The organism is Agrobacterium sp. ICMP 6402, assembly GCF_009498615.1.
In the GTDB taxonomy this organism is placed as follows: Bacteria; Pseudomonadota; Alphaproteobacteria; order Rhizobiales; family Rhizobiaceae; genus Agrobacterium; species Agrobacterium burrii.
In genome coordinates this window covers 766030-778845 of record NZ_QSNV01000001.1, presented here as the reverse complement: position 1 = coordinate 778845, position 12816 = coordinate 766030, and the positions used below count along the sequence as shown (strand labels likewise).

Sequence of the window (12816 nt, the reverse complement as noted above, 5' to 3'; positions counted from 1 at the left end):
ACGTTGGCTCAAACAACATTAGCGTGCAATTTATGCGCCATTCGTCTCCTGTTTGTTTTCATTCCGTTCACCGATCAATTAGACTTGACTAATTTTCAGAAAGTTATTCTGTAAATCAATCCATCTGTAAATCTACAACGTTGCAGTTTGTTATTTTACACGGCGGTGAAATTTATTTTCATAACAGTGAAAGAAATAGGCGCTGAAAATACTACACTCTCACGCTCCGCTAGAAACGCGAATTACGCGCGAAAATCCGCTGAAATAACCCTGATTTTTAGAAAACGCGCAAGATTTCGGCGAGACTGGAGCTGTGCATCCGGAGCCGGCATGCCCGTCCCGCGGATGAAATCATGAGCAAAGCGATTTCGCTCGCGAAGCAGGAAGTCTCGCGACATGCACAAACCCAAAATTTGACGCATGTCATTATTGGCGGAAGGCTGAATACTCGCGCCGATGATCAGACGAAACCGGCAATCATTTTCGAATGATCGCAAAGCGTCCACAACGCCTCCCGACCTCCATCGAAAATGGATTCCGGTATTCAAACCCATGCTATAGGTTTCGGAAAGTAGCCTGCGAGCGAGTCCCTATTGTGACAATCGACATTCTTTTTCTGGTTCTTCTGGGTGCCATCCTGCATGCCGGATGGAATGCGCTGGTCAAGTCCGGCTCCGACAAGTCACTTGACGCCTCGCTGATTGCGGCGGGCGCGGCGGCTTGCTCGTTGCCGTTTCTGCCCTTCCTGCCTTTTCCTGCTCCGGTCGCCATTCCTTTTCTGATCGCGTCTGCCTTTCTGCAATTTGCCTATTTCCGCCTTGTCGCCGCTGCCTATACGATCGGTGACATCGGCCTTGTCTATCCCGTCATGCGCGGCGTGGCCCCCCTGATCGTTGCAGCGACGAGCAGCCTTTTCCTGAGCGAGGTACTGAGCCCGCTGGCGCTTGCCGGGATCGCCATCATTTCCGGCGGCATCCTGACACTCGCCTTCGAGGCGCGGCGCGGCGGCGGAAAGGCGATCATCCTTGCGCTCATCAATGCCTTCGTCATCGCCTCCTACACCTTCGTGGACGGTGTCGGTGCAAGGCTTTCGGGCAATGCGATTTCCTATACGCTGTGGATGTCACTGCTGCCGCCCGTGCTGCTTTTCAGCTTCGCCTTTTACCAACGCGGAATAAGCACCGTCGCGGCGCATGTACGGCGCAACTGGTGGCGCGGCCTGATCGGCGGCGGCGGCTCGATTCTCTCTTACGGGCTGGCGCTTTACGCCATGACCAAGGCCCCCGTCGCCGTCGTTGCGGCGCTCCGGGAAACCTCCATTCTGTTTGCGCTGGTCATCTCCGTCGTGATCCTGAAAGAGCGCGCCAGCATCTGGCGTTATCTCGCCGGCGGCATCATCGCAGCAGGCGTTCTGGTCATGAGACTGGGATAAAATAGACAAATTTAATGGGGTAAAATATTACCACATGAATAAATTATTGTTTTTGCTTAATTATTTTTGAGACCTTCAAAAAATGTCATATTGACGCCTCTGCCAGCGCACCGTATAAGCGCGCCAGATCGGATTCCAGCCGGAATAGGGTCATTTGCGGTTACCCTCAGGGCAACCAAACCAAGCAACAAGAAACGCCCGTTTGCTCTTATTCAAAAAGAGGATCACGGGTCCACGTTAGAAAGTGAAACCAATGTCTACTTTCGTTCAGAAGCCTGCTGAGGTGGAGAAGAAGTGGATCATCATCGACGCCGAAGGCCTCGTTGTTGGTCGCCTCGCCACTATCGTTGCAACCCGCCTGCGCGGTAAGCACAAGGCCACCTTTACCCCCCACGTCGATGATGGCGACAATGTCATCGTTATCAACGCGGAAAAGATTGCCTTCACCGGCAACAAATACGCCGACAAGAAGTACTACTGGCACACCGGTCACCCGGGTGGCATCAAGGAGCGCACCGCTCGCCAGATCATCGAAGGCCGCTTCCCGGAGCGCGTCGTTGAAAAGGCCATCGAGCGCATGATCCCGCGCGGCCCGCTCGGCCGTCGCCAGATGAAGAACCTGCGCGTTTACGCCGGCTCGAACCATCCGCACGAAGCACAGCAGCCCACCGTTCTCGACGTGGCCGCGCTTAACAAGAAGAACGTAAGGAGCGCCTGATAATGGCCGATCTTTCCTCTCTGAAAGACCTCGCCCCGGCATCGGAAGCTTCGGCTCCCGTGCACGTCCGCAAGGTTGATACCCTCGGCCGCTCCTACGCGACCGGCAAGCGCAAGAACGCCGTCGCCCGCGTATGGGTGAAGGCCGGTTCTGGCAAGATCATCATCAACGGTCGCGATTTCTCTGCTTATTTCGCACGTCCGGTTCTGCAGATGATCCTCCAGCAGCCGCTGGTCGCAGCTGCCCGCGCTGGTCAGTTCGACATCATCGCAACGGTTGCAGGCGGCGGTCTTTCCGGCCAGGCCGGCGCCGTTCGTCACGGTGTTTCCAAGGCCCTCACCTACTTCGAACCGGGCCTGCGCCCCGTTCTGAAGAAGGGTGGCTTCCTGACCCGCGACAGCCGCGTTGTCGAGCGTAAGAAGTACGGTAAGGCCAAGGCCCGCCGTTCGTTCCAGTTCTCCAAGCGTTAATCGCTTGCTGGTGCAATACATTAGAAAGGCGGGGCTTCGGCTCCGCCTTTTTTTATTGCCGTTTCCCTTGTTTTTTGGACGAGAAGACAGCACCCTCAGCGCAAACCGCAACAGGGGTGATCAATGCCATCCAAAACCATCGACCACGCCTTTACCGCCACAACGCTGACATCGGCTGCGACCGACCCGACCCATGCGGGCGTCCTCTCCTTCATGCGGCGCAAATACACCAAAACCCTCAAGGGCGTTTCGACAGCCGTCTGGGGCATTCCCTTCGATGCCGCTACATCCAATCGGCCGGGCGCGCGCTTTGGGCCGCAGGCAATCCGCCGCGCTTCGGCGATCTTCGATAACGACCCGCAATATCCCTTCGCGCGCGATCTCTTCGCCCATATGCCGACCGTCGATTATGGCGACTGCCTGCTCGACTACGGCAATCACTGGAAGACGCCGGAGACGATCGAAAAGGAAGCGCGCAGGATCATCTCCAAGACAGATTATCTGCTGACGCTCGGCGGCGACCACTTCATTACCTGGCCGCTGCTGAAGGCGCATGTGGCCAAACACGGGCGGTTGGCGCTGGTGCATTTCGATGCGCATCAGGATACATGGTTCGACGACGGCAAGCGCATCGACCACGGCTCTTTCGTGGCGCGCGCCGTGCGTGACGGACTGATCGATCCCGACCGCTCGATCCAGATCGGCATCCGCACCCATGCGCCGGAAGATTTCGGCATTCGCATTCTTCACGGTTACGAGGTGGAGGAGATGCGGGCGGGCGATATCGCCTCGCTGATCGTCAAACATACCGGCGGCATGCCTGCCTATCTGACCTTTGACATTGATTGCCTCGATCCCGCCTTCGCGCCCGGAACCGGCACGCCCGTGGCCGGAGGGCCGACAAGCGCCAAGATCCTCTCCGTTCTGCGCGGGCTTGGCCAGCTCGATATTCGCGGTTCCGATGTGGTGGAGGTCGCGCCCGCTTACGACCATGCGGATATTACCGCCATTGCCGGAGCCACCGTTGCAATGTATATGCTTGGCCTGCGTGCCGAACGGCTGGCCAAGGCCGGCTGACACAAAAACGGCACTTGCCAAACTGATTCCGATTACCCTTACAACCCTTTGAAAAGTCAGGACAAGGACATGACAGCGAAGATCTTCATCGATGGCGAACACGGCACCACGGGTCTGCAGATCCGCACGCGCCTTGCTGGTCGCCGCGATATTGAACTGCTGTCCATTCCCGAAGCAGAGCGCCGCAATGGCGCTATGCGCGAGGATATGCTCAACAATGCCGACATTTCGATCCTCTGCCTGCCGGATGATGCTTCCAAAGAAGCCGTCTCGATGGTGGCCGGCAACAACAATGTCCGCATCATCGACACCTCGACGGCTTACCGCGTCCACAAGGACTGGGCTTACGGTTTTGCCGAGATGGACAGCGAGCAGGGCGACAAGGTTCGTTCCGCCCGCTTCGTCGCCAATCCGGGCTGCTACCCGACCGGCGCAATCGGCCTCATCCGTCCCCTGCGCGCTACCGGCATCCTGCCCGATGGTTATCCGATCAGCGTCAATGCGGTTTCCGGTTATACCGGCGGCGGCAAGCAGATGATCGCGCAGATGGAAGACCAGAGCCGCGACGACGCGATCAGCGCCAATAATTTCCTCTATGGCCTGACGCTCGCCCACAAGCATGTGCCGGAAATGACCATTCACGGCCAGCTTGACCGCGCGCCGCTGTTTGCGCCTTCCGTCGGACGTTTCGCACAGGGCATGATCGTGCAGGTTCCGTTGTTTGCCGCCGACCTCAAGGAAGGTACGAGCATCGAGACGGTGCATGCCGCGCTCACCGCTCATTATGCGGGCCAGGATATTGTCAGTGTGGTGCCGCTTGCCGAAAGCAAGGGGCTTTCCCGCATCGATGCCGAGGAACTGGCGGGCAAGGACACGATGAAGCTGTTCGTTTTCGGCACGCCGGGCGGCGAACACATCAATCTCGTGGCGCTGCTCGACAACCTCGGCAAGGGCGCATCCGGCGCGGCTGTGCAGAACATGGAACTGATGCTGTCGGCATAAGGCTTTTTGCATGAGCCGAACCACCCCGTCTTTTCCGGCCTCGTGGAATATCGAGGCCGCAAAACAGATTGCCGACACGCCGGCCGGGGTGGTCTACGCGGTGACGCGTGGTGACGGGTCTCCAGCCGTCGCCAAGGTCCTGAAAAAGAAGGTGCTGAAGGACAGCCTTCGCGGTGCGGATTTCATCACGTGGCGCGCGGGTGTCGGCTGCGTGGAACTACTCGAGCGTTCCGATGATATTCTGCTGATGGAACATGCCGGCGCGGAGACGCTGCGCGATGTGCTGTTCCGCGACGGTGACGACGATGCGGCCACGGAAATCGCCGCCGATGTTCTGCTCACATACCATCAGCCATCGCAGCAGCCCCCGCCCTCAAGCCTGCTGACATTGCCTCTCTATTTCGAAAGCCTGTTCCGCAAGGCCGAACAGGATCGCACCGATGGCGTCGAGAGCATTTATATCGAAGCCGCCACGCTGGCGCAGGAGCTTATCGACGGGCAACGGGATGTGAAGCCGCTGCATGGCGATCTGCATCACGAGAACATCATGCGCAGCGGGCGCGGCTGGATCATCATCGACCCGGCCGGCCTGATCGGCGATGCGGCGCTCGATGTCGCCAACATGTTCTCCAATCCACTCGACCGCTTCGATCTGACACGCAGCGAAGCGCGCATCGCCTCGATGGCGGCGATTTTTTCGAGAGCGCTACAGCGGGATGAACGGGTGTTGCTGCAATATGCCTTCGCTTATGGCTGCCTCTCGGCCGCGTGGCACGAAGAAGACGGCAATGCGGAAGAGCGCGACAACGAACTCGCTGTCGCGGCCACCCTCAAAACGGTGTTGAAGCAGTTCTGAGTGCGCTCAGTCCCTGACTTCGACGGCGACAGGTGCCGGATATTCGCCAATGAACCCGCGCCAGTGGGCGACTGCAAAACCAAGGACGAACAGTGCCATGCCCTGATGGGCGAGCGCCACATGAATATCCACATGCATGAGAAGCGTGGTGATGCCGAGCGCCGCCTGAATGGAAACGAGCACGAAGAACAGCACGGCGCGGCGTGCGTGTGGCGTATTCGGCAAGGCGCGCGCCATCGACACCATGTGCCACAGTGTGGCGGCAAACAGGGTGTAGGCACCGACACGGTGGATGAACTGCACCGTCTTCGGGTTTTCAAAGAGGTTGATCCACCAGGGCTGCTGCAGGAAGAGATCGCCCGGCACCAGTGAGCCGTCCATCAACGGCCAGGTGTTGTAGGAAAGGCCGGCGTTCAGCCCCGCCACCAGCGCGCCGAGATAAATCTGGAACAGACAGAGCACCGTCAACAGGCCGGCAAAGCCCCTGCCCGTCTTTTCGTCAGCTGCCTCAGGCGAATGATGCGACAGGCCGCGCAATATCCACATGCAGCCGGCGAAGATGAGGCAGGCAATGGTCAGATGCGTGGCAAGACGATATTGCGAGACATCCGTGCGATTGACGAGACCTGATGATACCATCCACCAGCCGATAAAGCCCTGAAAACCACCGAGCCCCAGAAGGCCGACCAATGGCAGGCGCAAACGCTTTTCAACGCGGCCGGTCAGCCAGAAGAAGGCGAGCGGCAGGGCGAAGATGAGACCGATGGCGCGGGCCAGCAGGCGATGCGCCCATTCCCACCAGAAAATCGTCTTGAACTCGTCAAGCGACATGCCCCTGTTGATTTCCTGATATTGCGGAATGCGCTTATAGAGCTGGAATTCCTCTTCCCATTCGGCAACCGAAAGCGGCGGGATAGCGCCGTGGATGGGTTTCCATTCGGTGATCGACAGGCCGGATTCGGTGAGCCGCGTGGCGCCGCCGACCAGCACGAGACAGAAAAGCGTGAAGAGAACGACGCGCAGCCAGATGCGCAGCAGGCGGCGGTTCTTTTCCTGCTTCTGCAGGGCAGCCTCCACCACCATTTCCGCGGAACCGTTTGCCATCGTCATGCTGCTTGAACGCATCTTTTCAGGTCTCCCTCATACAGTCATGTTGATTAGCCCCAACCGGCACCACAAAACAAGGCCTCAGGGTTTGCGGCATGCGGTCGCGGCGGTATAGTCACGCCAGATATTAGATCGTCCTGCCTCTTCTTCGAATCGCCAAGACGATCTGATTTTTTGTTTTACGCATGTCTTTTTCCCAAAACCGATGACACTTTGGGGAGACATGCTCTCATGATGGAAGATTTCATGCACCCTCGCTTCAGATCGCTTATCGGCACCGTCGTCATCATCTGCCTCGTCGTCATCTACGCCGTGGCGGCGACGGCCATCGCATCGGCGATGCTGGCGCAATCGCCCTGGTGGGTGCATCTCGCCTATTTCGTACTGAGCGGGCTTTTGTGGATATTGCCGGCCATGCTCATCATCAAATGGATGGCCGGACCCAAAAAGCAGGGATAAGCGCCAACGTTCGCGCAACACCCTGAGGTCGCAATTTTATAAACCGATTGTTTGCCGCTCAGCGATATAGTCCCACCGAAACAACCGGAGAGAGTGGATGGCGGCTGAGGGGCCGGTCACAATCAGCGAGAGCAAAACGTCGACCGCCATGCAAGGCGAACGGCGAGGTGCCGACCGTCTGGTGATCGATCTCGTCGATGATGCTTCCACCATCCGCGCCGACTGGGAGCAGATGGAGAGAGATCCGCTCAACTCCCTGCATCAGGGTTTCGGCTGGTGCTCCATCTGGGCGCAGACACAAAAAAGCCCGCTGCTCATCATTCGCGGCAGACAGGTCGGAAAGACGGTTTTCCTGTTGCCGCTTGAAATCGTGCAGGAAGGCGGCATCCGCAAGGCGCGTTTTCCGGGCGGCCGTTTCAACAATATCAATACCGGGCTTTTCGATCCGTCCTTTGCCGAACAGGCAGAACATAAGACAGCGGCTGCGATTGCCCGCGAGGCGCGAAAACTGCTGCATGGCCGGGCAGATATTCTGGCCTTGCAGAACATACCGCTCACCTGGCGCGGCAGGACCAATCCGCTTTCGTATCTGGCCTCCGTCGAAAATCAGAACCCCGCCTTTCAACTGCCGCTGCTGGAGAGTTTTGAAAGCACCTTGCGGCAGGTCAACGCCAAGAGGCGGCGGAAGAAATTCCGTATCCAGAGCCGAAGGGCCGAGGAAATGGGCGGTTACAGCCATGTGATTGTCCGTTCGCCACAGGAAAAATGCGAGTTATTGCAGGCTTTCTTCCGGCAAAAGGCCACCCGCTTCGCCTCACAGGGCATCCCGGATGTTTTCCGGAGCCAATCGGTGAAGGACTTTTTCTACGATCTGGCCAACTTTCCGGAAACGGGCACGGACAGTCTTCTGGAGCTGCACGCCATTCGCCTGCATGGAGAAAACGAAGGCGTTATTGCCGCCATATCCGGGCTTTCGCGCAAGCAGGACCACATCATCTGCCAGTTCGGATCGATCGATGAGTCGGTCTCGGACCTCAGCCCCGGCGAGTTGCTGTTCTGGCTGATGATCGAACGGGCCTGCAAGGAGAAAGCCGCACTCTTCGATTTCGGCGTTGGCGACCAGCTTTACAAACGCAGCTGGTGTCCGCTTTCCACCGCCCAGCACGATATATTCCTGCCGGTGACATTGAAGGGGCGCGCAGCGGCCTCGGCCTATGTCGCCATCGCCAGGACGAAGAGCCTGATCAAGTCAAACCCGGCGCTCTATGCGCTGATCCAGCGTTTTCGCGCCGGGCGGCCAAGAACGGATGCCATGTCTGTTACTGACTGAGAGGGTTTGCCGTCCGTCAGGCGGCGCTCAGATGACCCGGCTTGCGCATGCCGGTCATCGGCAATGCCTGTTCGTAGCCCTGGGCCACCAGCTCACCGAGCGTCTTTTCCAGCATCTCGCCATCCTTGCCGGGCACGGAAACGATGATTTCCGCCGGCAGATTGCGTAGCATTTTTTCAAGGCTCGAAATCTGCACCGCGCCGCATTCGACCAGAACCGTATCATAGGCGTCAGACAGGGCGCTTAGAATCATCGTCAGGCGGTCGATGGCGCGCATGGCCTCACGCGGCTGCGCATTGCCGCGCGGCACGATATGGGCGTCAGATAGCCGATCACCGTGAATGGTTTCGCCAAAGGCGGCGGCGCCGGCCAGAAGGTCCATGACGCCCGGCAGCCCGGCCTCTGGCGCCATCAGACGCGTGGGACAGGCCGAAGCCGTCATGTCGACAAGAACGACAGAGCGACCCATTTCAGACAGGGCGCGCGCCAGCATGACGGTGGTGGTCGAACCGCTGTCTCCGGCTGGCGAGACGACGGCGGCGACGGGCTTGGCAAGGCGGGTGGCCAGAAAGGCCGCAACGGCATCGATCGAGAAATCGTCGGAGGTTTCGATCTCCTCTTTCACCGCCTCTTCTTTCAAAGTTGCGACCTCTTTCGCCGGTAAAACCGAAGCAGCAGCGACGGCGGCGACCGGTACCGGCCGCTGCTCTTCGACAACAGGTGGCTGCTGGTAGGCAGCAACAGGCAGGGCCTGGACGGCTGGTGGTGAAGTCTCATGATGTGTGGCAACCGGCTGTTCGGGCAGATCCATAGTCTCATCCGTATCGGCGGGCGCACGCGTCGGCGCAGGCGGATCGGAGAGCGGCGGAACCTGATTTCTGCCCACCGGCTTTAAGGCGCGCCCCGTGAAGAGTTCCACCAGCATGACAACGATGCAGGAGAGCAGAAAGGCCGCCAGCGTGACGACGATGGTGATGGCTCCGGTTTTCGGGAAATAGGGTTCACGCGGCTCCACCGCGCCTGAGATCACGCGCGCGTCGGCGGGCGTGGAATCCACCGAACCGGCGCGCGAGGTCGCCTCACGATAACGGGCAAGATAGGTTTCCAGAAGCTGGCGCTGGGCCGAAGCCTCGCGCTCCAGATCGTTCAAACCAACCTGCTGCTCACCGGCACGTACGCTTTCCGTTTTCAAGACGTTCAATTGCTGAACCAGTTGCCGTTCGCGCAGGCGGGAAACATTGGCCTCGTTTTCAAGGCTTGCCAGCACCTTGCGGGTTTCTTCCTGAATCTGCCGCTGTATGCCGTCCAGCTGGTTGCGTAGCGCCCTGATGCGTGGATGGCCTTCCAGCAGCGAGGAGGTCAGATCGGAAATCTGGCTGCGGATGCCCGTTTCGTTTTCCTTCAACCGCTGGATCGTTGGGGAACCGACGACATCCGGAAACGTATCGAGCGGGCGGCCGCTTGAAAGCGCATTGCGCACGCCTTCCGCCCGCGCTTCCGCATTCGCACGCTCTCCACGGATACGGCCGAGTTCGGTCGAGATATCACTGAGCTGGCGGGTGGCGAGCGTTTCGCCCTGCCCGGCCGACAGGAGATCGGATGAGGCGCGGTAGTCCGCGACTTTCCTGTCCGCATCGCGCACCTTTTCGCGCAGACTGGCGATTTCCGGCTCCAGCCAGCGTGCCGCTTCCGTGCTGGTATCGAGTTTCGCACCGCTTTGCAGCGCGATATAGGCCTTCATCATCTCGTTGGGGATGGCGGCGGCGAGCTTCGGATCTTCCGAGGAGAACTCAACGGTGATGACACGCGAGCTTTCGACCTGATAGACCTGCAATTTCTCGCGGAATGCCTTCAGCACCCGCTCTTCGGGTTGCACCTGAAGCGGATCCTTCTTGATACCGACGGCGACCAGCAGTCCCGACAGGAGAGAAGGACGCGCCTCCGGATCGAATTCCGGCAACTCATAAAGCTTCATATTTTTCGCGACCTGCTTGATGAGGTCGACCGATTGCAGAATCTGCACCTGGCTGGAAACAGTCAATTCATCGAGCACAGGTTCTGCCGGCGCATTCGACTGCTGCGAAGCGCCGAAGGAGGCCGCGCGGGATTCGATGAGGACACGTGCCTCGCCTTTATAGGCGGGCGACATCATACTGGCGATCACAAAGGCGGCGCCGCCGGCCAGAAGCGTGACGGCCGCGATCCGGCCCCTGCGCCGCCATATGGCCGCGACAAGCTGCCCCAGATCGATATCCACATCCCTGTCATCAATGCGATCGCCGTTCATGTAAGCTCCGTAACCGAGACAAATCTCGGGCGCTCAAATATAGATGGCCAATTTTCGCGGATTGTAAGTCTTGGCGGTAACACAACAGTTAATCCCGGCGAATCCGACAAAATAAATCAGATATTGCAATACTCCGGACCGACCGTTTACCGCGCATTAACCCTAACAGAACGATAAGAATGCTCATAGATCGACTCGGAGCCAGATGAGATGCCGCTCGCCGGATCACGACATGTCACCGCACTGACGCTTGCCGTTCTGACGGCCCTTTCCGGTTGCGCGGCATATCAACCCGCGCCGCGCTCATTCAATGAGGCCGCCCTGCAACCCTATCATGTCGATAGCGGCGACAGGCTGCGCATCAACGTTTTCGAACAGGTGGGACTGACAAACACCTACACGGTCGATCAGGCCGGTTATGTCGCCTTCCCGCTTGTCGGTCAGGTTCCAGCCCGCGGCAAGACGCTGCCGCAGCTCGAAGCTGCGATTGCCGCGAAACTGCGCCAGGGTTATCTGCGCGACCCTGATGTGACGATCGAGATCGACCGGTATCGCCCCGTTTTCATCATGGGTGAAGTTGGTCGTCCCGGCCAATATTCCTATGTGCCCGGCATGACGGTGCAGAACGCCATTGCTATTGCCGGCGGATTTACCCCGCGCGCCAATCAGGCCGATGTCGATCTTACCCGCAAGATCAATGCCGAGGTAATGACCGGCCGGATCGGCATCACCGCACCCATTCTTGCGGGCGATACGGTCTATGTGCGTGAACGCTTCTTCTGAAAACGGAGTGGCATACGTGTCGGATGACGGCCCTCCCCTGCGCATCATTCACTGTTTCCGCTCCCCCGTCGGCGGTGTCTTCCGCCATGTGCGCGACCTGATCGAAGAACATGTCAAACAGGGCCACAAGGTCGGCATCGTCTGCGACAGCTCGACCGGCGGCGCGCATGAGGAACGGCTTTTCACCCAGATAGCCCCGATGCTGGAGCTGGGACTTACCCGCCTGCCCATCAGGCGCTCCATCGGCCCAGGCGACCTGCCGGCGCTCTGGAGATCCTACAAGCAGATAAAAAGTTTGCGGCCGGACATCTTGCACGGGCATAGCGCCAAGGGTGGCGCTCTTGCCCGGCTGATCGGCTCATTGTTGCGGGCGAACAGGTATCGCGTAGCCCGCCTCTACTCGCCGCATGGCGGCAGCCTGCATTATGACCGCAAGAGCCTGAAGGGGCAGCTGTTCCTGCGGCTCGAGCGGTTTCAGGAACATTTCACCGACGCGCTCTGTTTCGTCTGCAATTTCGAACAGCGGACTTATGAAACCAAGGTCGGCAAGCCGCGCACCCGAACGGCGATGATCTATAACGGCGTGCAGGAAAGCGAGTTCGAAACCGTGCCGGCTCGCGAGGATGCCGCCCGTTTCCTCTATATCGGCATGTTGCGCGACCTCAAGGGGCCTGATGTCTTCATCAAGGCCTTCGCCAGGATGGAGCGCAGCATCGGCCACCCCATGTCCGGCGTTATCGTCGGTGACGGACCGGACAGGGACAAATATGCTGATATGATCGACAAATCAGGGCTTTCCAGGCGAATTTCCATGCATGCCGCCATGCCCGCCAGACAGGCCTTCGAGCTGGCGGAGACAGTGGTGGTTCCCTCACGCGCCGAAGCCATGCCCTATATCGTGCTTGAGGCGCTGGCGGCGGGCAAGACGGTTATCGCCTCACATGTCGGCGGCATTCCCGAGGTTCTGGGAGAAGACAGCGAGGCGCTGGTTCCGGCCGGGGACGCCGAGGCGCTGGCGAAAATCATGGTCAGGGACGCTGAAGACGGCGATTGGTCAAAGCGGGTGATGCCCCCACCAAACAGCTTTAAGGCGAAGTTTTCAACGCCTGTCATGGCCGATGACATGATGAAGCTCTATCGCGACCTGCTTTCACGCTAAAGCGCGCCTCACGTCTAAAGACATTTTAAAAACACGATTTTTAATTGTATATTCCGCCATCCTGTAGAAAAGCATCATAAACGTTTCTTAGCATGTTTCGGCTAGTTTCCTGCTCGTAGAGCGCGTGTGTCCGTTC

Annotated in this window: 13 protein-coding genes; 11 read left to right on the top strand and 2 right to left on the bottom strand. The window is 58.8% G+C overall.

Annotation, left to right across the window (positions count from 1 at the left end; genetic code table 11):
• The first annotated feature begins 353 nt into the window (after positions 1-353).
• The 7 genes from DXT96_RS03945 to DXT96_RS03915 all read left to right on the top strand — a co-directional run bounded on the left by DXT96_RS03945 (position 354) and on the right by DXT96_RS03915 (position 5555).
• Positions 354-491, top strand: a complete 138-nt coding sequence (locus DXT96_RS03945) for a hypothetical protein (RefSeq protein WP_153513579.1) — start codon at positions 354-356, stop codon at positions 489-491.
• A 104-nt stretch (positions 492-595) separates the two neighbouring features.
• Positions 596-1432, top strand: a complete 837-nt coding sequence (locus DXT96_RS03940) for an EamA family transporter (RefSeq protein WP_149897766.1) — start codon at positions 596-598, stop codon at positions 1430-1432.
• A gap of 253 nt (positions 1433-1685) precedes the next feature.
• Positions 1686-2150 carry a 50S ribosomal protein L13 gene (rplM, locus tag DXT96_RS03935; protein ID WP_149897767.1) on the top strand — a complete coding sequence of 155 codons (465 nt, stop codon included), beginning with the start codon at positions 1686-1688 and terminating at the stop codon, positions 2148-2150.
• Positions 2151-2152: 2 nt separating this feature from the next.
• Complete coding sequence (gene rpsI / locus DXT96_RS03930; RefSeq protein WP_149897768.1) at positions 2153-2620, top strand: 30S ribosomal protein S9; 468 nt, start codon at positions 2153-2155, stop codon at positions 2618-2620.
• Between the two features lie 123 nt (positions 2621-2743).
• A complete protein-coding gene (speB, locus tag DXT96_RS03925; RefSeq protein WP_153513578.1) occupies positions 2744-3697 on the top strand; it encodes an agmatinase in 954 nt (317 codons plus the stop codon).
• A 69-nt stretch (positions 3698-3766) separates the two neighbouring features.
• Positions 3767-4699 carry an N-acetyl-gamma-glutamyl-phosphate reductase gene (gene argC / locus DXT96_RS03920; protein WP_153513577.1) on the top strand — a complete coding sequence of 311 codons (933 nt, stop codon included), beginning with the start codon at positions 3767-3769 and terminating at the stop codon, positions 4697-4699.
• A gap of 10 nt (positions 4700-4709) precedes the next feature.
• Positions 4710-5555: an aminoglycoside phosphotransferase family protein gene (locus tag DXT96_RS03915; protein ID WP_153513576.1), complete on the top strand. Its 846-nt coding sequence runs from the start codon at positions 4710-4712 to the stop codon at positions 5553-5555.
• A gap of 6 nt (positions 5556-5561) precedes the next feature.
• On the opposite strand, the gene DXT96_RS03910 is transcribed toward DXT96_RS03915, so the two are convergent.
• A complete protein-coding gene (locus DXT96_RS03910; RefSeq protein ID WP_149897772.1) occupies positions 5562-6680 on the bottom strand; it encodes a COX15/CtaA family protein in 1119 nt (372 codons plus the stop codon).
• 228 nt (positions 6681-6908) lie between these two features.
• Here DXT96_RS03910 and DXT96_RS03905 point away from each other — a divergent pair, with 228 nt between their 5' ends.
• Positions 6909-7121, top strand: coding sequence for a DUF2842 domain-containing protein (locus tag DXT96_RS03905; protein WP_153514180.1), 213 nt, complete (start codon positions 6909-6911; stop codon positions 7119-7121).
• A gap of 97 nt (positions 7122-7218) precedes the next feature.
• Positions 7219-8451, top strand: a complete 1233-nt coding sequence (gene uppA, locus DXT96_RS03900) for a polysaccharide biosynthesis GNAT family N-acetyltransferase UppA (RefSeq protein ID WP_153513575.1) — start codon at positions 7219-7221, stop codon at positions 8449-8451.
• A gap of 16 nt (positions 8452-8467) precedes the next feature.
• On the opposite strand, the gene uppB is transcribed toward uppA, so the two are convergent.
• Positions 8468-10738, bottom strand: a complete 2271-nt coding sequence (uppB, locus tag DXT96_RS03895) for a polysaccharide biosynthesis protein UppB (protein WP_153513574.1) — start codon at positions 10736-10738, stop codon at positions 8468-8470.
• A gap of 210 nt (positions 10739-10948) precedes the next feature.
• Between uppB and uppC the strand changes: the two genes are divergently transcribed.
• Positions 10949-11521: a polysaccharide export protein UppC gene (uppC, locus tag DXT96_RS03890; RefSeq protein WP_046800338.1), complete on the top strand. Its 573-nt coding sequence runs from the start codon at positions 10949-10951 to the stop codon at positions 11519-11521.
• Positions 11522-11537: 16 nt separating this feature from the next.
• Entirely contained in the window at positions 11538-12680 is a 1143-nt protein-coding gene (gene uppD / locus DXT96_RS03885; protein ID WP_371418785.1) for a polysaccharide biosynthesis type 4 glycosyltransferase UppD, read from the top strand.
• Positions 12681-12816 lie beyond the last annotated feature (136 nt).

What these genes read in the sequence shown, in the direction of transcription:
- DXT96_RS03945 (WP_153513579.1), top strand. Translation starts at nt 354, where the DNA reads ATGAGCAAAGCGATTTCGCTCGCGAAGCAGGAAGTCTCGCGACATGCA.
- rplM (WP_149897767.1), top strand. Translation starts at nt 1,686, where the DNA reads ATGTCTACTTTCGTTCAGAAGCCTGCTGAGGTGGAGAAGAAGTGGATC.
- rpsI (WP_149897768.1), top strand. Translation starts at nt 2,153, where the DNA reads ATGGCCGATCTTTCCTCTCTGAAAGACCTCGCCCCGGCATCGGAAGCT.
- speB (WP_153513578.1), top strand. Translation starts at nt 2,744, where the DNA reads ATGCCATCCAAAACCATCGACCACGCCTTTACCGCCACAACGCTGACA.
- argC (WP_153513577.1), top strand. Translation starts at nt 3,767, where the DNA reads ATGACAGCGAAGATCTTCATCGATGGCGAACACGGCACCACGGGTCTG.
- DXT96_RS03915 (WP_153513576.1), top strand. Translation starts at nt 4,710, where the DNA reads ATGAGCCGAACCACCCCGTCTTTTCCGGCCTCGTGGAATATCGAGGCC.
- DXT96_RS03910 (WP_149897772.1), bottom strand. Translation starts at nt 6,680, where the DNA reads ATGCGTTCAAGCAGCATGACGATGGCAAACGGTTCCGCGGAAATGGTG.
- DXT96_RS03905 (WP_153514180.1), top strand. Translation starts at nt 6,909, where the DNA reads ATGCACCCTCGCTTCAGATCGCTTATCGGCACCGTCGTCATCATCTGC.
- uppA (WP_153513575.1), top strand. Translation starts at nt 7,219, where the DNA reads ATGGCGGCTGAGGGGCCGGTCACAATCAGCGAGAGCAAAACGTCGACC.
- uppB (WP_153513574.1), bottom strand. Translation starts at nt 10,738, where the DNA reads ATGAACGGCGATCGCATTGATGACAGGGATGTGGATATCGATCTGGGG.
- uppC (WP_046800338.1), top strand. Translation starts at nt 10,949, where the DNA reads ATGCCGCTCGCCGGATCACGACATGTCACCGCACTGACGCTTGCCGTT.